This window comes from Arthrobacter sp. ISL-65, assembly GCF_018613795.1.
GTDB lineage: Bacteria > Actinomycetota > Actinomycetes > Actinomycetales > Micrococcaceae > Arthrobacter.
Genome location: NZ_JAGGPN010000038.1, coordinates 32,720 through 55,179, shown reverse-complemented (window position 1 = coordinate 55,179; position 22,460 = coordinate 32,720). Strand labels below are relative to the sequence as shown.

Genomic DNA, 22,460 nt, shown 5'->3' with positions numbered 1-22,460 from the left:
GGGGGCTTATTGGTGGTGTGCGGAGCTGCGTGTCGTCTCGGTCACCACGGTGCCCGGAGTGCATTGGGGGGAAGCTCTCATACATTTTTGCGGGGGGTCTTACTAGGTCCTCGGGTAATTTGAAGCTAAAGTTCTAGTTGCGACCCCCGGTAAGAGCCGGAGCTGAGGCACAACGAACCACGAACACCACGAAATAGGCACGGGTTAAGCCTTCAAGTAGTGGAGTTTCCGATGTCCGTTGATCCTGTCCTGATCGCCCGTTCCGCCCTCGGGGTGGCCTCCCGTTATACCCGCAACGGCGGCCCTGACCCGGAGCGCGTAGCCGCCGCCCGCCGCAACCTCAACGCAGCCCTTGTCGAGCGGGCCATCCGGCAGGCGCTCACTGCTGAGCCGCCGATCACTCCGGAGCAGTGCGAGCAGCTGGCCGCTCTCCTGACTGGGGCCGCCGCATGAGCCGCCGCCCCGTCTGCCCCGACTGCACCGCCCCGGCTGCTGCCGGTCGCGTAGTGCATGCCGACTCCTGCCCGCTGCTGGCCGACCTGGAGCGCACTACTGCCGCCGACGCTGCATGGTTCCGGCAGTCGGGCCGCAGTCAGCGCCGCCGCCCGACTACCGCCTCTGAGCGCACCGAGCAGACGCTGCTCCGCCCTGCCAGCAAGCCTGATCAGGAAGTCACCTTGATACGGCAAGGCCGTGGGCGCTACGTTCGCCGGTTCCTTCCGTCCGGTATGGCGGACCTGCTGGCGGTGAGCGGCGAATGAGGGCTCTCGATATCGCCATCGCACCCCGGCAGAACAGCCGTCACTGGACGCAGGACACCATCACATGGGAGCAGCTGCTCGGATGGGTGGAGAACCCCGGCAGTGAGAAGGCATGCGGCAACTACGTGCTGGGGCGCATCGAGCACAGCACCATGGACCACTGGGACCGGAAGGCCTGCACCGACCTGCACCGCCGTAAGGGCACCGTAGTGGCCCGGTCGGCCATCACGCTGGACGCCGACAGCGCCCGGAGCTCACTGCCTGATCAGGTGAGCCTTGTGCTCGGCTACCAGGCGCTGGTTCACACCACGTACAACTCCACGCCGGAAGCGCCCCGGTACCGGCTGCTGTTCCCGACCGACCGTGACATGACCCCTGAGGAGTACACCCGCGCCACCACGTCCCTGATGCGGAAGCTCGGGCAGGACCAGTTCGACGTGGGGTCGGCCCAGCCGGAGCGGTACATGTTCCGGCCGAGTCAGCAGCGCCCCGACCACTTCCAGCACTGGGTGGTGGACGGTGACCTGATCAGCGTGGACGAGCTGCTGGCCGAGTACGTGGAAGCACCGCAGGCCCGCGTGCCCGCCGTCGACCCTGTCGCTGCGGACCCTGCACCGGACGAGCGATACGTGCAGGTAACGGTGGCCGGGGTGCTGGCTGACCTGGTAGAGCTGGCTGACTTGCCCGACGGTGCCCGCACTGACCGGGGCGACGGCTGGGACTCCGGGGTTTTCCGTGCGGCATGCAGGCTTATCGAAGCAGCCAACTCGTGCACCGTCTACACTCTGGATGACGCTGAGAAGGACTTCATGGAGCATGCCCCCGCCGCTGCCGGCACGTACGATCCCGCCTACAAGTGGAGCAGCGCCAAGAGGACTGTCGGGGACGCCCCGCTGGCACCACAGGGACGTCCGCGGGAGGACTTCAGCCCGCTTACCCACGCCGACCTCCGGGGGGCGCTCGAGGGTGACTCTCAGGACGCTGGTCAGGGTGCGGAGCGTGTAGGTGGCGCTTCATCTTGGGCAGGTATGGACCTGACGGGGTACCTTGACGGCAGCTACCAGCCGCCTGTGCCGTGCCTCCTGACCCGGGACGACGGCGTGAGCCTGCTGTATCCCGGGCTGACGCACTCCATTCACGGGGAGTCTGAGTCGGGGAAGTCCATGCTGGTACAGCACGAGGCCGTCCGCGTCATGATGGCCGGAGGGCATGTGCTGTACCTGGATTTCGAGTCTGACCCGGGCAGCATCGTGGATCGGCTCGTTACTCTGGGTGCCAGCCGCAAGATGATCGGGGAGCAGTTCGTCTATCTGCAGCCCTCCACCGACCCCGACAAGTACGGGCCCGACCTTGACGCGCTGTATGCCACGCTCGGGGCTCGCCCGTACAAGCTGGCCGTGATCGACGGTGTGAGCGAGTCGATGGACGTAGTCACCGGGGAGAGCAAAGATCCCAACGCCACGGCTATCGAATGGACCCGGAAGGTCCCCCGGCGCATCGCAGACCGGACCGGGGCTGCCGTAGTGCAGATCGACCACGTCACCAAGAACGCTGAGACGCGCGGACGGTTCGCGATCGGCGGTCAGGCCAAGCTGTCCGCCCTGACGGGCGCGGCGTACAGCCTTGACGTGAGGCAGCCGCTGGGGCGTGGGCTTTGCGGGGAGCTGGTGCTGCGGGTAGCCAAGGACCGCCCTGGGTACGTTCGCGGCAGGAGTGGCGAGCATCGGGCATCGGACCGCACGCAGGAGGCTGCCCGGGTCATCGTGGACTCCACTGGTGGCGGGCTGGTGCTGACCGTAGCAGCACCAGCCGCCGAGGCGACGGCGGAGCAGGCAGAATCCCTGCTCATGGGGCGCATCAGCGACTTCCTGGCTGAGCTGGGCGAGGAGCACGCCGGTGCAACCACCACCACGGTCCGGCGCGAGGTCCGAGGCAATAACGAGGACATCGACAGGGCAGTTCAGGCCTTGGTGCAGCAGGGGCACGTCAACCGGACTGTGAAGGGGCAGTCACATCTGCACCGCCTGGTGAAGCCGTATTTGCCGGCTCAGGAGGACTTCAAAGACGACTAACCAAGCCCCAAGCCCAACCCCGCCCCAACCCCGCCCTAGGCTTGGTAGCCCAACCCAGCCTCAAGCCCTCCTCCTTTAGGGAGGGCTTGAGGCGGGGTCCCGGGCGAGGCCTGACAAATGACAGTTTCACTGGGGCTTGGTAGACCCCTGATTAGGCGGCCTACCGAACCAGCTACCCGCTGAGGGAGGGGTAGAAAATAGATTTCATCCCTCCCGTCCCCCGCACCACTACCAAAGGAGATCCACCCCCATGGCTAGGACACCACCCGCCGCCGACCCTTCTGACTCGACCCCCGAGCTGCCCGCCGACCCTGCAGCTACCCCTTGGAAGGGGGTGGCACCTGCAGCTACCCCTTGGAAGGGGGTGGAACCTTTGGATACCTCTTGGCATGGGGGTAGCCTCCGTGACCGGCTGCAGCTCCTGACCGACCGCGCCGAGGCCATCGCCCGAATGCTCGCTGCAGTCCCCGAGGACGTCCAGAGCGCCGTGGACGGGCGCACCCGGGAGGCGCTGTCGGGTTACGTGCAGGGACTGCGGGACGCCGTCCGGGAGCTGGGTCAGGACTAAGAAGTTTACTAATGGGGTCCACCATTAGTAAACTTGGGCTATGCCCACCGCCGCCACCACCGCTCCGCTCCCAGTCATTGGCTACGTTCGAGTCAGCACGGATAAGCAGGACATCGGCCCCGAGGTGCAGGTTGCCGAACTGCATGCCGCCGCCGCCCGCCGGGGCTGGGTGCTGGAGATTCGCCGTGAGGACGCAGCGAGTGCTAAGAGCCTGAAGGGTCGGCCGGTCCTGGCTCGGGTGCTGGACGACCTGAAGATGGGCCGGGCCCATGCCCTCGCAGTGTCCAAGCTGGACCGTCTGAGCCGGTCGGTAGCTGACTTCGCCGGGATGCTTGAGACCGCCGGGCAGCAGCAGTGGGCGCTGATCTGCCTGGACCTTGACGTGGACACCACCACCGTAACTGGGGCAGCTATGGCGCACGTCACGGTCACGTTCGCGGAAATGGAACGCCGCCGCATCGGTGAGCGCACACGGGCAGCGCTCACCAAGATCTCCCCCGAGGCACGGGACCGCATGCGTCGTGGTGGCCGCCCGGTCAACATGCCCGAGTCAACAGCCAACCGCATCGTCGAGTTGCGTGCCTCGGGGCTGACTCTGCAGGGCGTCTGCGACCTCCTGAACACCGAAGGCGTGCCGACCGCCCGCGGGGGTCAGTGGCGGCCCGCCACCGTCTCGAAGACGCTGGAACGGCTGCAGCGCGCCTAGTCCCTAGTCCCTAGTCCCGCCCGAGTCTGGAGCCCGCGAGCGTCCCTCTACGGACTCCCCGGGGGGCTCATGAGGTACTCGGCCCGACAACCCCCCGTAAGGACGGAGAGGGAGCTTCGAAGGATGCTCGCCACTGGCTCGGGCAGTTCAGCCCTCGGCCCAGCGCGCCAGCGTCTCGTCGTCGGGAGCCTCGATTGGGCCGAGGTCCTCGGGGCTGTTCCAGTGGAACGACAGGCGGTTCCGGTCCAACCCCCTACCGACCCGTCCCCGCACCACCACCACCGACTGCAGGGCATCGTCCAGCACGGCGCGCTGTTCAGCCGGGGTGGTGGCCTCGGCCCAGTCCTCACCAAAGGTCCGCGTGTGCCGCACGGCGCGCTGAACCACCACCGGCGCTGCCCCGCGCGCCTCGCGTCGCATGCTGCGAAGGTTGGATATCTGCCCCGTGATTCGGTCGGCCTCCTCCTCGTCGTCAGTGGACTGGAGCTGAGCAGTCAGCTCGGACAGGCGGTGCTCAATTTCGGGGAGCATGGCTGCTGCGCCCTCATGGACCTCCCGCACCAAAGACCACCGCACCCGCTCGCCCTTCTGCCGAAGGAACTCCTCGATGACGTAGTCCTCGAACTTGGTGATGGTCTGGTAGCAGGACCGACATGAGTAGCCCGGGCGGCCCTGAGTCGTGCCGCGGTGCATGCGTACCGGCTCATCGCTGTCGTCGCGGCAGTGCCCGCAGGAGACCAGCCCCGACAACAGCGGTGACGTGGTGGAACGGAGCGCCCGGGGCAGCGCCTGAGCGGAGTCGCGCTCGTCCAAACTCTTCACCATCGTCCGCCACTCCGAAACAGTCATTATGGCGATCGACTCGTCCACCACGGGTAGCCCGGTCTCGCTGTCCCGTAGCACGTCCTCGCCCCGGGTCTGCGTGGTGTTGCCCGGGTTGTAGGCAGTCATGCCGGCCAGGACCGGGTTGCGTAGCAGCCGCTCGACGGTCGTGTAGGACCAGCCGTCGCGCTTGCGGCTCTTCTGGGAGGCGCTTGGCAGGGGCGCTCCAACCTCGTCCAGCCATTGCACAGTGGAATAGATCGAGTGACCCCGCTGGATCCGCTCTACCGCCCCTCGCACGAAGCCGATGTGGTGTGGGTCTTGGGCTAGGACCAGCCCGGGGCCGTCAGGGTTCGGCACCGAGCGCCACCCATAGGCCAGCGTGCCGCCCGGTACTCGCCCCGTCATGACAAGGAACCGCCGCGCTGCCTTGACTCGTGCCCTAGTTGCCTCCGCTTCCATCTCGCCGAACACGGCCAGCAGTGTAGCGAAGGCGCGCCCCTGTGCCGTGGTCATATCTACTGGGTCCTCAACCGCGACGATGCCCGCTTTGCGATCCCGCAGTGCCTCGTGGGCGTGGAGGAAGTCCAGCACCTTGCGTGCCAGCCGGTCGATCTTCCAGACGATGACGGCGTCGTATTGCTCGGGCGAGTCAAGCAGAGCGCGCCACCCGGCTCGGTCCTCGGGTTTGTTCCGGGAGGCAGAGACGCCGTCATCTGTGAACTCTGCGACCACCTGCCAGCCACGCGAGGCAGCGTATTGCCGAGTGGCTTCGAGCTGGCGGGCGATGGAAACGGATTCCTCCGCACTTACGGAAATGCGGGCGTAAATAGCACAGCGACGTATGGACATGGAACTAATATACTGGTTTTATATCGGGCTGTACGCAGGCGGGGAAGACCACGCTGCTGAACTGCCTCGCAGCCAGCATAGGCAGCCGCGAGCGCGTCATCACGGTCGAGGAGATCTTCGAACTGCAGTTTCCACTGCGCGATGTGGTCGGGCTGCAATGCCGGCAGCCCAACCTCGAAGGCGAAGGCGAGATACCGCTCCGCAGGCTGGTTAAGGAAGCCCTACGCATGCGGCCTGACCGCCTGGTGGTGGGCGAAGTCCGCGAAGCAGAGAGCCTCGACATGCTGATCGCCCTCAACAGCGGGCTTCCCGAACATGACTCAGGCACACTTCAAGATATGCTGTTTCCATGTCCTCTCGCACAGCCTTCATCTACTGCCGTATCAGCGACGACAAGACAGGGGCGAGGCTTGGCGTTCAACGTCAAGAGGAAGACTGCCGGGAGTTGGCAGAAGCGAAGGGTTACACGGTCGTCCGCGTATTCACTGACAACGACCTCAGTGCATACTCCGGTAAGGCCCGCCCAGCGTACAGCGCGATGCTTAAGCGAGTTGCAGCGGGCGAAGTAGACGCCGTACTGTGCTGGCATTTTGACAGGCTCAACCGCCGTCCAGTGGAGCTGGAAGCCTACATTGACGCGTGCAAGGCGGGCGGAGCCCTGACGCATTCTGTCAAGGCGGGGGAGATGGACCTCTCCACCGACTCGGGCCAGCTCGTTGCGAGGATGCTCGGGGCTGCTGCGAGATACGAGTCGGACATGAAGGCGACGAGGATCAGGCGGGCTTCGGAGCAGGCGACGCGTGCGGGGAAATGGACCGGGGGAACCCGCCCCTTTGGCTGGACCATCACAGATGGAGTCCCTGAGCTTGAGTCCGATGAATCGGAGGCGCTGGCAGATGCCTGCGCGCGGGTGCTTCGGGGTGACAGCCTGGGGTCGATCATCCGCGACTTCGATGACAGGGGTATCAAGACCACGCTGGGCAACGCGTGGTCGTACGCGACGTTAGGGCAGGCGCTCAAGCGCCCCCGAAACGCAGGGCTTGCGGCCCTGCGGGGAGACATAGTGGGGCCGTCCACATTTCCTGCCATTGTCTCGGAGAACGTATGGCGTGGTGTCTGTGCGGTACTCGACGATCCGTCTCGCAGGCGCTCGCAGTCCAACAAGGCGGTGCACCTGCTGGCGGGAATCGCGCAATGCTACTGCGGCGGTTACGTCCGGTCGGCGACGGTGACCACCCGAAACGGAGAGAAGCACCGCATATACCGGTGTGCTGTGCGCGGCTCTGGCCACGTCAGCAAGCGGATTGAGTTTGTAGACCACGTCGTCAACGCTGCCATTGTTGCCGTGCGGGCTGCCCAAGACCGCGCCAAGACGGAGGACACCGGCACTGACCTGGAAGCAGAGAGGCTGGAGTTGGAAGCGACAGCCCTCCGGAAGCGGCAAGAAGAGGCAGCCGTTCAAGCTGCACTTGGCCAGATACCCATGCACATGCTGGGCACGGTGAATGCGGCGATCGAGAAGGAGTTATCCGCCATTACGGCTGAGATGGCAAAACGGGAAGAGGCGGCGTCACGTCGTCCGCCGGCTCAGGACCAGATAGTCACCATACCGGCCGACTCACCCTATGCATCTGAATGGGCGAGTATGCATATCGACGATCGGCGTGACTACCTCCGAAGCATCTGCAACGTCATACTGCTGCCGCACGGCAAGGGGTCCACAAAGGTCTTCAATCCCGACACTGTTCAGGTAGTTGTAAAGGCCCCCGGAGAGGGGCCGGGACCGATGGGCGCCCAAGACTTGGCGCGTACGGCGGCAGTGGCGGCGTCACTAGAGTCCGCTGGAAGGGGGACCTATGTCAGCTTTCACGTAGGCGGCGAGGTCGTCAACTACCGGGTGGGCGAGGTTCCCGCCGGAACCTCCCATGAGGACGACATGCTGCAACTGCTGGAGCCAATGACGGACAGGGGCGAGGCGCTTCTCCACGGTGCCCGCGACTTCGTCGGCGAGTCCACTCTCTAGCGCGGGCGCCTCTCGTACCCCTCCTGTGGGCGGACCAGGAGCGCCGCAAAAGCGCTTCTGGGCATAGATGCCCACCAGCCCTCCAGTAGGCGTTCCTGGCGCTCTCCGGCGGGGCGCTAGGCAGGGTCTAAACTGTGCGTCGGCTTACCGCTTGAGCTTCTCCATTCGCCGGTACAGGGTGGCCCTGGACATGCCCAAGTCGCGCGCTACCTGCGCTGCTGGCTCGCCTGACTCAATCAGGCGGGCGGCGCTCTTGATCTGGCTGTCTGTGAACTGCGCCTTGCGCCCACCCAAATCCTTACCAGCCGCACGCCGCTTGCTCACGCTGTCGCTGATCCGCTCCCGCTTGATCTCTAGCTCCATCTGTCCCAGCGCCGCCATGACGGTAAAGACCATGCCGCCCATAGGCGTGCTGGTGTCTACCTCTCCACCCCCCAAGTTAAGTACGCGGAGCCCCGCACCTTTGCTCTTGATCTGCTCAGCCAGTGCCAGCATGTTTACGGTGGAGCGCCCCAAGCGGTCCAGCGTGGTGACAACCAGGGTATCGCCCTCGTGCAAAGCATCCAGTGCTTTGTCCAGCGCCACACGTGATGCCTTAGCACCGCTCACGCCGTGATCAACGTACAGATCATCTCGCCTTACTTGAGCGGCCAGCAGATCAACCTGCTGCCTGTCTGTGTCCTGTGCCCTGGTCGAAACTCGTGCGTATCCGATCAGCTTTCCCATGTTTCCCTGCGTCCCTAGATGTGTCTCGCAACAGTGTTTGCGTACCTCAAAATTAGCAGGTAGTTGCGAGACATGCAAGCGAGACACTTTATGGGCGCTATAGGGGGCAGATGTGTCTCGCAAGTGATCTGTCTTAAATCTCTTGGGTTGCGAGACGGCGACCGCTAGCGTTGCCTGCGCGGCCAGCGCCAGCGGCGCGGAAGATCGGGTTCGTAGCGTGTGCGGGGTAGTTTGGCGAATCCTCCCCCCTTGAGCTTTTCTATGGGCGTGACGTCGCCGTTGGCCGCTCGCACCCAGTGCGTGCCCTGGTAGTCAACGAAGTCAAGCCGTATTGCGTAGTCAATCCAAGGCAGCAAAACATTCCATTCTGCCCGCGACGTCCTCGGGGGTGCTTCCTTATGGGTGGTGCTCGGTTCGATGTATTGGGTGCTGAAGCTTAGATTCCTTGTCGTGCTGCCTGCCAGCTTTTTGCCCGCCGGTCCCACCATGAAAGGGACAGCCAGCAGGTGTACTTGGCGGATGGGATACGGGGACGCATTAACCACACTCCAGCGAACCTCTTGGTCATCTACTTCCACGTGGGCGAACGCCTTCGCCCGTTCCATCTTCTCGGCGTGCCTCTTACCCCTGCGATCGTTGAGAGTCATGACAAGGGATATGAAGGAAAGGATGAGGGACGCGGCCAGCGTCCCAACGGTTCCCCACGCGCTCATCCAGTCCGTGATCATCGGCTGGTTTTCTGGTCCCACCATGAACGTACTCTCTCATGAACCCAGCCGTGCTCCGGTGGGGGAGCCTGCCACGTAGCATTGTGCTTGGACTCTGAGGTTCGGAGTCCGTTCAGGGGGAGAAAATGAAAAGACTTCTGGCGACCGCCGGCCTCGTCTCGCTATTCCTGGTCGCCGGGTGCGCCCACCGTGCAACGCCGGAGGAAGTGCGCGCTTCAGAGCTTGCAGCACGTTCGTCTCGATCGGCGGCCGCAGCGGCGGACATTCCCGACAGCGTGAAAAACCAGACCAAGACTGCCTGCGAGAACGATCTGCGTTTTCAGGCCAGGACTTCCAATGGCAAATCCGCCCACGCCGTTCAGTCTGTCCAGTTCGTCGGGGACGTTTCGGAGTACGACCTCCGCAACCGTCCTCACGCGTACGACATTGTCGTCTCCTACGACATCAGCATGACGGCCACAGGCGAAGTGCTGAGCTACAAGAAGACATGCCGGGTCGGCGACGATGGTGACGTGGACTGGATGGCAGCCTAGAGGGGCCTGGGGGTAGTACCCCTTGAGCAACTGCCCGCCCCCCGGTGGTGATAGCGCGTCACCTTGCGTACGGTTTACAACCTTTTTCGGTTGGCTTTTAGCAGATTTTTGGCCACTGGGTACAAGGCTGGCCCCAAATCGTGTTCAAAGGTCTGTCCGTCCAAGCCATACCCAAAGGGCTCACCTCCTGGTTGTGCCCTTCCGACCGCCAGCCTTTTAACTGTTGCCCACAGCATTGTTCCCGGCTGCATGTTTGGGATCTTCAGGAGGTCGGCAAGGATGACAACCAAGTCCTCCGTGTCCCTGTGTTCCAGCTCGGTATTTCTTAGCCCGGTCATCGGCATCATGTGGTCCGGCCGGACACAACGCCGGACACGGCAAACGTGGTCGAGGGTTAGTTGACTCCCGTGCCCACCAATGAACCACCCGAACGAATACCGGTGGGCAAGCCAATCATGGTTGCCCACGCTGATCAGCCCGTACCCCTTAGTGTTCTCGCGTCCCGCCCATAGCCAGCACCCACGCTCATTGGTTTCAGCGGCGATCTGACCGACGAACTTATCCAACGTCCGTTCCGTGGCGGCTTGCTTGCGCAACGGTTCCTTTAAGAGGAGGTGATCATGCTGCCGACAGTAGCCCTGCCGAGAGTCGTTGGCCTTGAGGCCGATCCGGACCTTGCACCCGCCGTGTTTGCACAAGGGCTTGCTTTGCTTCCACTCGTCGTAATGCTTACGGCACAGCCCCCGGGAGTGATGGTCACCGCCGCGTTCGTGACGCGGCAAGGTGCTTCGGCACACGGTGCACCCACGCTTGTACTGATCCTTTGGCCTTGCCATGTGTCCACCGTTCACTCTCCCGGATAATTCCAGCAGACCAGTTTACCCGCAGGGGTGGTTCCCTTATGTCCGTAGGGGAAGCCACGGCCGGTTCCCTCTTTTCCACACTGGTGGGTTAGGGCAAAGGCGGTCCCTGGTGGTGGTGTGGTTCTAGGGCGCGGAGTTCTAACGTAGCGCATCAGGCGTGGCCTGTCGGGTGGCCGTCTCGGGGGTGGCAGAGCGCTCGCAGGCGCACCGCTGCTGGTGCAAGAGCATTGCGGTGGTAGCCTGTCTCAGCGCACACTGCGACCATTACTTTCCATGGGGGAATCATGCTTGATAGCTCTAGTCCGTCAGCGCGCCCGAAGCGCGGCTGGCGGCCGACTATACCGTTCTGGATTGTTGCAGTGGTTGTGCTGCTCCTGGTCTTAGGCGCCGCCGCATCCGGCGGATTGGGTGCAGCTCTCGCAATGCTGGGCATCGTAGCTCTGCTGACCGGGTTGTACGCGCTGCTGTTCAAGCGCCGCTCTTGGGTGGGCATACCTCACCGCAAGAGCGCCGCGCTCGTTGCGGGTGCGGGTGTCGTTGCGGCCTTTGTGGGCGCAGGGATTGCCGGGGCGACTGCCGGTCCAGAGCAGTCAGCGGACAAGTCCGCTTCAATTGCAGCGGAGCAGTCAGCAACTGCGACGCCAGCGGTGGCGACCGAACAGTCAACTCCATCCGCCATGCAGGCTCCAGCAGCCGCGAAAACGCCAACGGCCACTCCAACCCCCACGCCCACGACTGCGGGCGAAGCAGCCGCAGCGGCGGGTGGTGGCATACCGAAGCCTGACAGCCAGCAGGAGGCGAGGTTGCTTGCTGACATCGAGGCAATCAATCCCCAGTTCATCAACAGGAAAACAGTGAGCAACGCACGGAACCAGTGCAGCAGTGTCCTCGGGGGCAGTCCGGAAAGCAGCCTGATCCGTTCCACTCAGGTTCGGTTCACCGGCCTTGGTGTGGAGGCCGTGACGGAGTCCGAGGCTGAACAGATCCTTGCAGCTATACGGGCGAACGGTTTCTGCCGGGCCAGTTAGGTCAGACCTATTGGCCTTGAGCGTGGCTAATGCACGCTCGGCCAACGTGATTCACTACTTGCCCAAAGGGGGAACCAAGCGCTATGGCAATTCCTACAGTCTTTGTTAGTTCCACCTTTTATGATCTGCGGTACCCCCGCGAGAGCCTTAAAAGGTTTATTGAAAGTCTCGGCTACTCTCCAGTCCTCAGCGAAGAAGGGACGGTATTCTTCAACCCGAAGGAAACCGCAGCCGAATCGTGTCTGCGAGAAGTATCTAATGCCGACATTTTTGTTCTGTTGATCGGGGGGCGCTACGGGAGCAGTCTCCCGTCATCTGAACTTTCCGTGACCAACGGCGAATTTCTGGCGGCTGTGGAAAAGAAGATTCCTGTGTTCGCGCTAGTCGAGCAAGGCACGTACAACGATTTCGCCCTATATCGGGCTAATTCTTCGAAGCCCGAGATTATAGACCAGTTGTCATTCCCTCATGCTGATACGCCTCGAATCTTCGAGTTCATAGAGTCCGTGCAGGGCCGGACGACTAACAATGCGTTGGTCCCCTTTGGCTCTACGGCGAGTATCGAGTCGTATCTCCGCAGCCAGTGGGCTGGCATGATGCATAGCTTCCTGACGCATGGGAGCAAAGAAGCTCAGGTAGTCGACACGCTGGCAGTCCTAACCAATGTCAATGAACGTGTCGAAGTCATTGCAGAACAAATCCTGCGATCTGTTGGGACCTCTGAGGATCGACTCTATGTCCGTTTGTTGCAAGAGATGATCCAGTCTTCGGTTGTTTCTGACTTGCGGTTTATGAATGGCAGGCCAACTCCTGGTGTAGTGCTTGCCAATAGCACGATTGAGGAGTGTGCTGCCAATCTTGGGATTGACTTGCAGGTGGAACCTGAAATAGATCGATACGAGGATACGATCGGGGCAGGTGGCCAGGTGTCAAGCCAGCGACTGATTCGAATGGAAAAGCAATACATAACTCTTCAGAACCACCTATTGGCCATTGTTGACGAGTACAACATGACCCCTGAAGATGTGGTGGCATACGAACTACAGGCCCTTAAGAGGTCCAACTAGCACCAGGCTCACCGGGGGGCGGGACCTTTGCCCTTTTGGCGACGCTCCAGCAAAGCGCAGGAGTGGTAAGCGGGACGTGTGCATGAACCATTTCTGGGCTTGCCTAGCTAGATGGCAACCAGATTGACCACACGCTTGCCGCGGTCGCACAGAATATTCCACCGCCAACAAAGGCGAGGTCGAACCGGAGCCTTCGGAAGCTGCCAAAGCTGTCAGCGGTATAGCTGCTGTATCCCATGATGTTGTCCGACTGGGCGTACGGGTTCCCCCAACGATCTTTCTTGGCAAGTTCGGAAGTTATCCACTCGCCAGCCTCGACTTCGGTCAGCTTCGGAAATCCAGGTTCGGTTCCGGCCAGCATTCTGTCCCTCTTAGCTCGCAGTTTAGCCATATGTTTCTCCCGGTGGCTGTACTGCTTCGCAGGTTCGTACACCTTCCACAAGAGGTGCCCGAGCCCGTAGAGAGGAAGGGCACCGCCCAGGACGTACAGAAGGGTAATCAGCATTTTCCAAATGTGCACGCACCACGATATCTCCCTAGCGGCCGTGACACGTTTCAACACCCCCGGGCTTGCCCGTGATGTATCTGGTCCCGGAACTTTAGCGACGGGTGGTCAATCCTGAGCCCAAGGTCGATTGCGGTTTGGGAGGTGTCTGCTTACCGTGGCCCGGGCGCGTCTCGCATGGCTTCCTCGTAATCACGGTTGTCCTGCGGGGTCCTGATGGGAGTGACAGCTTTCATGATGGTCTGGTCCGAACCCCAAACAACGGCATCGAGGTCGGGGAACGTAAAGCCCGAGAACACGACGCCGAGGTCCTCCGCGAAAAGATGCTCACTCTTGGGGCTGCCATTCTGGGTGAACCATTCGATGTACAGACTTAGTCCAAACCTCCAGCCACGGCGTGCCCCGCCGTTAATGCTGATCGGAAGGTTAGGCATAACGGGCAGTCCGACAGCTCCGTCGGGGCCAATGGCATCTGCCATGACCGCATTCTTAAAGCTGCCTGTGAACTTTCCGGCCCCTTGAGGGTCGTGAGACCGGAGGAACGATGGTGGGACCGGCTCGGAATCCGGATGCGCGGGCAACATGAGGGAGTAATCAATGCGGACATTGTTGGCAGGATCGGGGCTGTCGTTAACGAGAACAATGTAGCCGGAGTCGCTGAGCATTGCCTGCCAAACCACGCGCGAGCGTTCGTTTGCACGTGCCTCACTTGAAGCCGCTCGCTTCTCCGCTTCAACGGCCCGGTCGTTCGTCCTCTTCGTGTAGCGAAAGTTGAGGATGGCGAATGTGCACGTAGAAATCAGGCCAACGATCGCTACGCAAAGGGCTAGGCCGGGAGTGTCCATTGTGTGATTCTAGGCCTTTTGGAGGATGGGCTTAGGCGCCAGGTGCGGCAAAAAGGCTGCGTGGCGGGCGTGCTCAGGCTAAGCGATGTGTGTTGTGCCTGAGACATTTTCGGGCTACCGAACATGCGTTCCGGGTGGACTGCGCTTGTCCTGACTTCGCGCCGTTGCGCGCGGCACAGGTTATCCTCAGTCTCATGACGATTCAGGGGGCAGCCGAAGCAGCCACGTACTCAGAGGCTGTAACTGGCATGGAAGAGTTTGGGGTCGCACTCAAGGGCCTGCTAAGAGAAATGCTTAGTCATCACGGCGTAGACGTGCACACCATTGACCACCGCGTGAAGGAGGAGCGGAGCGCAAAGCTGAAGATCGACTCGCCTGACGGAAGCTACGGCGGGTTCTCAGACCTTCACGACCTGCTGGGCCTCCGGATCACTTGTTATTTTGCGGATGAGGTAGATCGAGTAGCAGAGATCATCGACGAGGAATTTGACCCCGACCCGACAAAGTCCGAGGACAAGGGAAGCAAACTTGGTCTCAAGGAGTTCGGTTACCGCAGCGTTCACCGCGTGGCTGGGCTAGGGGGCAAGCGCACGGACCTTGCCGAGTACGCCCGCTTTAAGGACCTGCGTTTTGAGGTTCAGATTCGAACGGTCCTGCAGCACGCTTGGGCCGAAATTGAACATGATCTCGGTTACAAAGCGGAGACAATTCCTGAACCGATGCGGCGGCGTTTTTCGATGCTGGCCGGTGTCTTGGAACTCGTGGATTACGAATTTCAGTCGCTACGTAAAGAGCTGGACACTTACGAAGACAAAGCGGAAAAGGCCGCAAAGAGTCCGGCCACGGACATGGCCTTGGACATAGCCACGCTTTCCTCGCTCATACGCAGCGATGAAACGATCATGGCTCTGGATGCGGCGGTGGGGGCCAGTGTCAACCGGCGTTTGAGAGTCCGACCCGATGATTTACGCACAACGGAGAACAGGCTTCGGCAGTTTCAGCAGCTTGGGATTACCACAATCAGTGAACTCCGTAATGCTGTTGAAGAGTGGAAAGGCCACATGCTGGCCTTTGTTCCGAAATGGATTGCGCGCGGTGACCGAGGCGAACCCGTGCCCGGGTTCTTCCCTCGTGGTATCGGACTTTACTACTTGTTCTTAGTGATGACGCTTGAATCGACGCGCCAGGGGCGTCCTTCCGGGCTTACCAGACGCATGATGGACTTGGGGGCGCCCGAAATGTGGCGAGAAACCATAGCGCTGGTAGGCGAGCCCCCGAGCTTGCCTGGCTCCTAGCGCAGAGCTGCCTTCAGGGAGGCGTGCCCTGGGGGGAGCACGGTCGCCTGTGATGTTGCACTGTGTCTCAAGACTTTCCGGGCTGCCGGGGATGTGCACCGTCCATGCCAATTCAGCACACGACGCCGTGACCAAGATGTGCACTTTGCCGCTGCTCGCCGGGGACAACATTTCCAGCGCGTTTGTAGTTCCCACTGTGGCCTCGTGCATCGATCTGGTGGTTCACTGCAGCCGCCTCGCAAACGGGCGGAGGCAGGTGACGGAAATCCTCTCCCTGGGCAGGCGGGTCGAGAACGGAGTTATCGAGTCCTCAATGATTTTCTCGACGATCGGCGGCCTGCTGGAACCAACGGCCAACACCATGCCGGCGGAGGAGAAATTCGCCAGAGCCGGTTATGAGGTCGCGGCACTCTTGGACCCGCGCTGATGGCTGCGCTGCTGGGGGTTCTGATAGGAGCCGGGCTGTTCCTCATCTGGTGGTCGGCTTGGGACGAGCCCGCGCGTCCCAAGCGTGAACAGCGGACAAGCCGTCTCCATGACCTGCTGTTGTCTGCCGGCATTGAAAAGGTCACCGGCGCCGGTCTCATCGGCAGCTGCCTGGGACTTGGCGCCTTCGCGACGCTGGCCTTCTTCGCGGTGAGCAGGTCCTTGCCCATCTCCGTTTGCTTCGGCCTGTTCGGTGCCTGGCTTCCGGTGGCCGTGGTGAAATGGCGGGTCAAAAGACGAAGCTCCGTCTTGCGGCGGGTATGGCCCGACGTCGTGGACCATCTGCGGTCGGCCATCCGGGCCGGGTTATCCCTGCCCGAAGCACTGATACAGCTGGGCGAAAAGGGGCCCGAGGAGCTCCGGCACGTGTTTCGCGACTTCGGCTCGGACTACCGCTCGGGCGGCCAGTTCGAGGCGTCGCTGAACAGGCTCAAGGAGCGGCTGGCGGACCCCGTAGCTGACCGCATCATCGAGGCTCTTCGGCTAACCCGGGAGGTGGGCGGCTCCGATCTCGGCAAGCTGCTCGGGACCCTCGCCGAGTTCCTGCGCGAAAGTGCACGGACCCGGAGCGAGCTTGAAGCGCGGCAGTCGTGGACAGTGAACGCTGCCCGGCTGGCCGTCGCGGCCCCTTGGATCGTCATGCTGCTGCTGGTCAGCCGCCCGGAGGCTGTGGCTGCATACAACACCCCCATCGGGGCGGCCGTGCTGTTGGGAGGCCTGGTTGTCTCACTGGTGTGCTACTCGGTCATGCTGAAGATAGGTGCCCTCCCGGAGGAAGAAAGGGTGCTGCGATGACCGCCGTTCCAGCGGCTGCGATTGTCTGCGGCACATTCCTGGGTGCCGGTCTGTGGCTCCTCCTTGTCAGGTTCCCATTCATGCGGTCCATCAGTTTCGTGGAACGGATCGAACCCCAGCTCAGATCCCAAAACCTCGAATCAAGGCTCCTGCGGGCGGAGGAACACGTCCTCACTCCGTTTGGTCCCCTCGAACGCATACTCCGCCCGCTGATCAGGGAAGCCACTGCCAAACTGGCCAGGTTCAACCTAGGCTCCGCAGCCCTCAGCCGCAGGCTTGCGCAAGCACGCATCGACAAGTCGCCCCTGGACTTCCGGGCCCAGCAGCTGTTCTGGGGGCTCTGCACATTCATTGCAGCTGTCAGCGTGATTGTGCTGGCAGCGCTCGCCGGGAGATTCAGCCCCGTCCTGGCCGTGGCAATCTCCGTTGGTAGCGCGATCGGCGGATTCCTCTTCAGGGATTACTGGCTCGGGGTGCAGATCAAACGGCGGGAGGAACGGATGCTGGCAGAATTCCCCAGCCTGGCGGAAATGATTGCGCTCGCGGTGGGCGCCGGAGAGAGCGCCACCGGTGCACTCGACCGCGTGTGCAGGACCGCCCGGGGCGAGCTTTCCAAGGAATTCAGCCGGGTCTTGGCCGAAACCCGTGCGGGCAAGCCCCTGGTGGAAGCGCTTCAGGAGTTTTCTGCACGCACGGATCTGGGGCCGCTCATCCGCTTCGTTGACGGCATCATCGTGGCGGTGGAACGCGGGACGCCACTGGCCGAAGTCCTTAGGGCCCAGGCCCAGGACGTCCGCGACACGGCCAAGCGCGAGCTGATGGAGTCCGCCGGCAAGAAAGAGATCGCGATGATGGTGCCGCTTGTCTTCGGGGTGCTGCCCCTGACAGTGGTGTTTGCCGTGTTCCCCGGAATAGCGGCACTCAGCCTGAATTTTTGACGCCGCTGCTCCGGCAACCGCCGGCTGTGGCCACATTCAACAAACAAAGAACTCCGAGAAAAGGGAAGCACATGACATTCTTGGCCAAGCATGGACTTGCACTTGTCGCCGCAGTGGCGGCGCTGATCGGCCACTCCTTGGCTGCGGTCCCGCGCCCCCGGAAGACAGCGACCTTCGCGGACCATGCTGAACGCGGGGATGTGCCCGGCTGGGTCATGATCACCCTGATGTCGGCGGTCCTTGTTGCCGCGCTGCTGGCCGTGGCCGGCCCGGCCCTGGAAGCCATGTTCAACCAGGCGATGGACACGGTCGGAAAGTAGCAGCCCGTGAACGGAACCGGTGCGGCCACTTCCGGACGTGAAAGCGGTGCTGCTGTTGTCGACTTTGTGCTCGTGGGCGCCCTGCTGACCATGTTTTTTGTCTCCATCATTCAGCTCGCGCTCATCCTGCACGTCCGCAACACTCTCATCGACGCTGCGGCGTCCGGCGCCCGGCACGGAACCTTGGCCGACCGCAGCGCGGACGACGCCCGGTACCGTACCGGCGAGCTCATCGGCACGGCGCTCAATGCCGACTTTGCCCGCAACATTGAAACACGTGAAGTCGTCTTCCAAGGGCTGCGGACACTGGAGGTGACCGTTAGGGCGCCCCTGCCGGTCATCGGTCTGATCGGTCCGCGCGGAGGGCTGGAGGTCACCGGCCATGCCGCGATCACCGGATGACCGCAGGCGGCGCGACTCCACCAAGCACGTCGTGGACAGGTTCCGGGAGGCTCTGTGCCTCGGGCCTTGCGGTACTCCCGGCCCCCGTGGCAGCCTCGGTGCCCAGAGCACCCCTACCCCCGGGAACGCAAGGGGCGACGACGGGCAGCGGGGGAGTGCAGTCGTGGAGTGCACGTTCCTCGGACTGCTCCTCATGGTTCCTGTGGTGTACTTCATCATCACGGTTGGCCAAATTCAGGGCGGCTCGTTCGCCGTGGTGGGCGCAGCGGACCAGGCGGCCAAGGTCTTCGTTGCCCAGCCCGATGCACCGTCGGGCCGGGCGGCGGCAGAGCAGGCCACCATGGTGGCCCTTGCTGACTACGGCCATACCGCCGGGAACGCCAGCGTCGAGATCCACTGTGACTCCGGCGGCGACTGCACCGCGGCGGGCTCGGCGGTCACCGTCACCGTCCGGCTCACCGTGCCGCTGCCTTTCGTCCCCTTCGGGGAGGCGCTGCGCCTCAACGCCGGCCAGCTCAGCGCTTCGGCTACCCAGGTTGTGGGCAGGTTCCGTTGACGCCTCCTGCAGCCAGCCCCACCTCCGCCGAGCCACCGCAAACCAGCCGCGATGAGGACGGGCAAATGACAGTCCTCATCATCGGGTTCGTCATGCTGGCCCTGCTGGTCAGCACCGTGGTCATGGCCGTGTCCAGCCTTTACATCGAGCACAAGAAACTCCTGTCGCTCGCGGACGGCGCCTCTGTGGCCGCCGCCGACTCCTACACGCTGGGCGAGGTCGAAACGGCCAGCGGCACCCCGTCGGCACTGCTGAACGGTGACAGAGTCCGGAACGTCGCCGCCGACTATCTCAGCCGCAACGGCGCCTTCGGGCGCGTTGACGGACTGGCCGTCGCAACCGGAACAGGGACGCCGGACGGTTCCACCTCCGTCGTGGTTCTCAGCGCCACCGTGCACCCGCCGGTGGTCAACTTCCTCGTCCCGGATGGCATAACCATTGCCGCCACGTCCACCGCACGTTCGCGGCTGACCCGGTAGCCCAAGCCGCCGGTCCCAACGTCCGGCCGCTTAGGGCGGATAGCGTACGCTTAAACAACCATGGCTCAAATTGATTTTGCTGCAGAAATCCGCGCGCTGCGCGGCACCTATACCTCCATCGAAAAGGTCACCGATGTCGAGGCGCTCAAGGAAGAGATCGCAGAACTGAGCGAGCGGGCCGGCGAGCCGGACCTGTGGGATGACCCTGCGGCCGCCCAGGTTATTACCTCGCGGTTGTCGCACCGCCAATCGGAGCTCCAGCGGCTGAACACGCTGGTTTCCCGCATTGACGACCTTGAGGTGCTGGTGGAACTCGGCCAGGACGAGGACGACGCCGACTCCATGGGGGAGGCTGAGACGGAGCTTGAGTCTATCCGCAAGTCGCTGAAGGACCTCGAGGTCGTCACCCTGCTCTCCGGCGAGTACGACGAGCGCGAGGCCGTGGTCACTATCCGCTCCGGTGCCGGCGGCGTCGATGCCGCGGACTTCGCCGAGATGCTGCTGCGCATGTATCTCCGGTGGGCAGAGCGCCATGGCTACCCCACCACCGTAATGGACACCTCCTACGCGGAGGAGGCGGGCCTCAAGTCCGCCACCTTCGAGGTCAACGCGCCGTACGCGTTTGGCACGCTGAGCGTCGAGGCGGGAACACACCGGTTGGTCAGGATCAGCCCGTTCGACAACCAGGGGCGCCGGCAGACCTCCTTCGCTGCCGTGGAAGTCATTCCCCTCATCGAACAGACAGACTCCATTGACATCCCGGACAACGAAATCCGCGTGGACGTCTTCCGCTCGTCCGGCCCCGGCGGCCAGTCGGTTAACACCACCGACTCCGCCGTCCGCCTGACCCACATCCCCACGGGCACCGTGGTGTCCATGCAGAACGAGAAGTCGCAGCTGCAGAACCGCGCCGCCGCGATGAGGGTGCTCCAGTCGAGGCTCCTGCTGCTCAAGAAGGAGCAGGAGGACGCGGAGAAGAAGGCCTTCGCCGGGGACGTCAAGGCTTCCTGGGGCGACCAGATGCGCTCCTACGTGCTGAACCCTTACCAGATGGTCAAGGACCTCCGCACTGAACACGAGGTGGGAAACACCTCCGCCGTGCTGGACGGGGCCATTGACGACTTCATCGAAGCCGGGATCCGCTGGCGCACGGACAACCGCAACGCCGAACGCTAGACGCACCCGCCCGGGCAAGGGACCAAATCCCGCGACACGCCCCTCCGACTCCCGCCTGAGCATGGCAGCGCGTGCGTATAGTCGAGAGGCCGGAGCTCTACTTCCCCCTAGCGAAAGCCCCCGCACCGGTTGCAGACCCTGCCCATAAGGCCGTGTCCTGCAGGGTCTTAGGGTCATGATCCGTTTCGAAAATGTCACCAAGGTATACGACCAGAAGGCCAGGCCCGCCCTGGATTCTGTCAGCCTTGAAATTGACCGTGGTGAATTCGCCTTCCTCGTCGGCGCGTCGGGATCCGGCAAGTCCACGTTCCTGCGCCTGGTCCTCAAGGAAGACCGCGCCACCTCCGGCATGGTCTACGTCGCCGGGCAGAACGTCGCCAACATCTCTAGCTGGCGCGTGCCCCGCCTGCGCCGCGGCATCGGCGTGGTGTTCCAGGACTTCCGCCTGCTGCCGCAGAAAAACGTCTTCGCCAATGTCGCCTTTGCCATGCAGGTCATCGGCAAGAGCCGTAGCGTCATCCGCGACACCGTCCCGGAGGTGCTTAAGACCGTGGGCCTGGAGGGCAAAGAGAAACGCATGCCCCACGAGCTCTCCGGCGGTGAGCAGCAGCGCGTGGCCATTGCCCGCGCCGTAGTCAACCGCCCCGGCATCCTGCTGGCCGACGAGCCCACCGGCAACCTGGACCCCACCACGTCCATGGGCATCATGGGCGTCCTGGACAAGATCAACCAGAACGGCACCACGGTGGTCATGGCCACCCACGACGACGACATCGTGAATGAGATGCGCAAGCGCGTCGTGGAGCTCAAGAACGGCAAAGTCATCCGCGACGAAGCCCGGGCCCTCTACACGTCGATGCTGCCTGTGGTCGGTCAGTCCCGAAGGCTCAAGGATGCCAGCGGACGCGATGAGGCCGCGGACTCCGGCCGCCAGGCTGCCGGCGAACAGGCAGCGCGCGAGCAGGCAGGGGAGGGCCGGCTGTGAGGCTCCAGTTCATCCTCGGCGAGATCGGCGGCGGCCTGCGGCGCAACCTGTCGATGGTCGTCTCCGTCATCCTGGTGACATTCGTGTCCCTGACCTTCGTGGGCGCCGCCGGGATGCTCCAGCTCCAGATCAACCAGATGAAGGGCTACTGGTACGACAAGGTCCAGGTGGCTATCTTCCTGTGCGGCGAAGGGTCGACGGCGGCCGGCTGCGCCTCGGGACCGGTGACGGCCGAACAGCAGGACAACTTGCGGACGCTGCTGGAATCGCCAGCGGTGGCCCAGTACGTCAACGACTTCCAGTTCGAATCCACGGACGACGCCTACAAGCACTTCAAGGAGCAGTTCTCGAACTCTCCGATCGTGGATTCGGTCACGCCGGACCAGCTTCCCGCCTCCTTCCGGATCAACATGAAGGACCCGGAAAAGTACCAGATCATCAGCGAGACGTTCTCCTCGCAGCCGGGCGTTGAAACTGTGATCGACCAGCGGCAGGTCCTGGAGCGGCTCTTCTCCGTGATGAACGCGGCGTCGCTCGTGGCAGTGATTATCGCCGGTGTAATGACGGTGTGCGCCATCCTGCTCATCGCCACCACAATCCGGCTCTCGGCGTTCAGCCGGCGGCGGGAGACCGGCATCATGCGCCTTGTGGGAGCGTCAAAGATAGTGATCCAGCTGCCCTTCATCCTGGAGGGCGTGATTGCCGCGGTGATCGGCGCCGCCCTCGCGTCCGGAACACTGTGGGCCGTGGCCCACTTCTTCCTGGGCGAATACCTGTCCAAGCAGTATCCGGATACGGCGTTCATCTCGCCGGCCCAGACGCTGCTCCTTGCCCCGGCGCTCGTCGGGCTGGGTGTTGTTCTGGCGGGCACTTCATCTCTGCTCACACTCCGCCGATACTTGAGGGTGTAGGCCATGCTCATCGAAGGA

General features: G+C 62.9%; 25 protein-coding genes and 2 pseudogenes. 21 read left to right on the top strand and 6 right to left on the bottom strand.

All coding sequences use genetic code 11. From position 1 onward, the window contains the following. The first annotated feature begins 231 nt into the window (after positions 1-231). The 5 genes from J7I85_RS16085 (at position 232) to J7I85_RS16065 (ending at position 4,107) form a co-directional block, all read left to right on the top strand. Positions 232-453: a hypothetical protein gene (locus tag J7I85_RS16085; protein ID WP_214853490.1), complete on the top strand. Its 222-nt coding sequence runs from the start codon at positions 232-234 to the stop codon at positions 451-453. Beyond that, a complete protein-coding gene (locus tag J7I85_RS16080) occupies positions 450-761 on the top strand; it encodes a hypothetical protein (RefSeq protein WP_214853487.1) in 312 nt (103 codons plus the stop codon). Before J7I85_RS16085 ends, J7I85_RS16080 begins: the two co-directional genes overlap by 4 nt. Then, on the top strand, positions 758-2,833 hold the full coding sequence (locus tag J7I85_RS16075; RefSeq protein WP_214853485.1) for an AAA family ATPase: 2,076 nt from the start codon (positions 758-760) through the stop codon (positions 2,831-2,833). Before J7I85_RS16080 ends, J7I85_RS16075 begins: the two co-directional genes overlap by 4 nt. Before the next feature lie 250 nt (positions 2,834-3,083). Beyond that, positions 3,084-3,401 carry a hypothetical protein gene (locus tag J7I85_RS16070; protein ID WP_214853483.1) on the top strand — a complete coding sequence of 106 codons (318 nt, stop codon included), beginning with the start codon at positions 3,084-3,086 and terminating at the stop codon, positions 3,399-3,401. Positions 3,402-3,441: 40 nt separating this feature from the next. After that, complete coding sequence (locus tag J7I85_RS16065) at positions 3,442-4,107, top strand: recombinase family protein (protein WP_214853481.1); 666 nt, start codon at positions 3,442-3,444, stop codon at positions 4,105-4,107. Between the two features lie 147 nt (positions 4,108-4,254). On the opposite strand, the gene J7I85_RS16060 is transcribed toward J7I85_RS16065, so the two are convergent. Continuing rightward, the gene (locus J7I85_RS16060) at positions 4,255-5,781 is read right to left on the bottom strand and encodes a recombinase family protein (protein WP_214853480.1); all 1,527 of its coding nucleotides are present in this window, start codon (positions 5,779-5,781) and stop codon (positions 4,255-4,257) included. 20 nt (positions 5,782-5,801) lie between these two features. Here J7I85_RS16060 and J7I85_RS16055 point away from each other — a divergent pair. Then, a pseudogene (locus J7I85_RS16055) lies at positions 5,802-6,092 on the top strand (ATPase, T2SS/T4P/T4SS family); the annotation flags it as partial. A 38-nt stretch (positions 6,093-6,130) separates the two neighbouring features. Next, positions 6,131-7,804, top strand: a complete 1,674-nt coding sequence (locus tag J7I85_RS16050) for a recombinase family protein (protein WP_214853478.1) — start codon at positions 6,131-6,133, stop codon at positions 7,802-7,804. Between the two features lie 144 nt (positions 7,805-7,948). On the opposite strand, the gene J7I85_RS16045 is transcribed toward J7I85_RS16050, so the two are convergent. Both J7I85_RS16045 and J7I85_RS16040 read right to left on the bottom strand, forming a co-directional pair. After that, entirely contained in the window at positions 7,949-8,530 is a 582-nt protein-coding gene (locus J7I85_RS16045) for a recombinase family protein (protein WP_214853475.1), read from the bottom strand. A gap of 164 nt (positions 8,531-8,694) precedes the next feature. Then, positions 8,695-9,282: a hypothetical protein gene (locus J7I85_RS16040; RefSeq protein WP_214853473.1), complete on the bottom strand. Its 588-nt coding sequence runs from the start codon at positions 9,280-9,282 to the stop codon at positions 8,695-8,697. A 101-nt stretch (positions 9,283-9,383) separates the two neighbouring features. On the opposite strand from J7I85_RS16040, the gene J7I85_RS16035 reads away from it, so the two are divergent. Next, entirely contained in the window at positions 9,384-9,791 is a 408-nt protein-coding gene (locus J7I85_RS16035; RefSeq protein WP_214853471.1) for a hypothetical protein, read from the top strand. Between the two features lie 74 nt (positions 9,792-9,865). Here the strand turns inward: J7I85_RS16035 and J7I85_RS16030 are convergent, their stop codons facing one another. Then, positions 9,866-10,387 (bottom strand): hypothetical protein, encoded by a 522-nt coding sequence (locus J7I85_RS16030; RefSeq protein WP_214853468.1) that lies wholly within the window; start codon positions 10,385-10,387, stop codon positions 9,866-9,868. A gap of 626 nt (positions 10,388-11,013) precedes the next feature. Between J7I85_RS16030 and J7I85_RS16025 the strand changes: the two genes are divergently transcribed. Together J7I85_RS16025 and J7I85_RS16020 are read left to right on the top strand one after the other, a co-directional pair. Then, entirely contained in the window at positions 11,014-11,682 is a 669-nt protein-coding gene (locus tag J7I85_RS16025) for a hypothetical protein (RefSeq protein WP_214853465.1), read from the top strand. A gap of 83 nt (positions 11,683-11,765) precedes the next feature. Next, complete coding sequence (locus J7I85_RS16020; RefSeq protein ID WP_214853463.1) at positions 11,766-12,749, top strand: DUF4062 domain-containing protein; 984 nt, start codon at positions 11,766-11,768, stop codon at positions 12,747-12,749. A gap of 103 nt (positions 12,750-12,852) precedes the next feature. Here J7I85_RS16020 and J7I85_RS16015 read toward each other — a convergent pair whose 3' ends face one another. After that, the gene (locus J7I85_RS16015) at positions 12,853-13,254 is read right to left on the bottom strand and encodes a hypothetical protein (RefSeq protein WP_214853461.1); all 402 of its coding nucleotides are present in this window, start codon (positions 13,252-13,254) and stop codon (positions 12,853-12,855) included. Between the two features lie 152 nt (positions 13,255-13,406). Then, the gene (locus J7I85_RS16010; protein WP_214853460.1) at positions 13,407-13,733 is read right to left on the bottom strand and encodes a hypothetical protein; all 327 of its coding nucleotides are present in this window, start codon (positions 13,731-13,733) and stop codon (positions 13,407-13,409) included. A gap of 560 nt (positions 13,734-14,293) precedes the next feature. Here J7I85_RS16010 and J7I85_RS16005 point away from each other — a divergent pair. From J7I85_RS16005 to ftsX, 11 genes and pseudogenes are all read left to right on the top strand, one after another. Continuing rightward, positions 14,294-15,394 (top strand): GTP pyrophosphokinase family protein, encoded by a 1,101-nt coding sequence (locus J7I85_RS16005; protein WP_214853458.1) that lies wholly within the window; start codon positions 14,294-14,296, stop codon positions 15,392-15,394. Between the two features lie 73 nt (positions 15,395-15,467). Then, a pseudogene (locus J7I85_RS16000) lies at positions 15,468-15,821 on the top strand (CpaF family protein); the annotation flags it as partial. Next, positions 15,821-16,675: a type II secretion system F family protein gene (locus J7I85_RS15995; RefSeq protein WP_214853456.1), complete on the top strand. Its 855-nt coding sequence runs from the start codon at positions 15,821-15,823 to the stop codon at positions 16,673-16,675. The pseudogene J7I85_RS16000 and the gene J7I85_RS15995, both read left to right, overlap by 1 nt. Further along, on the top strand, positions 16,672-17,613 hold the full coding sequence (locus J7I85_RS15990; protein ID WP_214853455.1) for a type II secretion system F family protein: 942 nt from the start codon (positions 16,672-16,674) through the stop codon (positions 17,611-17,613). The genes J7I85_RS15995 and J7I85_RS15990 overlap by 4 nt, the downstream gene beginning before the upstream one ends. Positions 17,614-17,684: 71 nt before the next feature. Beyond that, positions 17,685-17,933, top strand: coding sequence for a hypothetical protein (locus J7I85_RS15985; protein ID WP_251024422.1), 249 nt, complete (start codon positions 17,685-17,687; stop codon positions 17,931-17,933). A 6-nt stretch (positions 17,934-17,939) separates the two neighbouring features. Further along, a complete protein-coding gene (locus tag J7I85_RS15980) occupies positions 17,940-18,335 on the top strand; it encodes a TadE family protein (RefSeq protein WP_214853454.1) in 396 nt (131 codons plus the stop codon). Then, positions 18,316-18,891, top strand: coding sequence for a hypothetical protein (locus J7I85_RS25105; RefSeq protein WP_251024421.1), 576 nt, complete (start codon positions 18,316-18,318; stop codon positions 18,889-18,891). Before J7I85_RS15980 ends, J7I85_RS25105 begins: the two co-directional genes overlap by 20 nt. A 65-nt stretch (positions 18,892-18,956) precedes the next feature. Beyond that, positions 18,957-19,370, top strand: coding sequence for a pilus assembly protein TadG-related protein (locus J7I85_RS15970; RefSeq protein WP_214853453.1), 414 nt, complete (start codon positions 18,957-18,959; stop codon positions 19,368-19,370). 60 nt (positions 19,371-19,430) lie between these two features. Continuing rightward, the gene (gene prfB, locus J7I85_RS15965) at positions 19,431-20,546 is read left to right on the top strand and encodes a peptide chain release factor 2 (RefSeq protein WP_214853452.1); all 1,116 of its coding nucleotides are present in this window, start codon (positions 19,431-19,433) and stop codon (positions 20,544-20,546) included. 175 nt (positions 20,547-20,721) lie between these two features. Then, positions 20,722-21,531 (top strand): cell division ATP-binding protein FtsE, encoded by an 810-nt coding sequence (gene ftsE, locus J7I85_RS15960; RefSeq protein ID WP_214853451.1) that lies wholly within the window; start codon positions 20,722-20,724, stop codon positions 21,529-21,531. After that, positions 21,528-22,442 carry a permease-like cell division protein FtsX gene (gene ftsX / locus J7I85_RS15955; RefSeq protein ID WP_214853448.1) on the top strand — a complete coding sequence of 305 codons (915 nt, stop codon included), beginning with the start codon at positions 21,528-21,530 and terminating at the stop codon, positions 22,440-22,442. The genes ftsE and ftsX overlap by 4 nt, the downstream gene beginning before the upstream one ends. Positions 22,443-22,460: the final 18 nt, after the last annotated feature.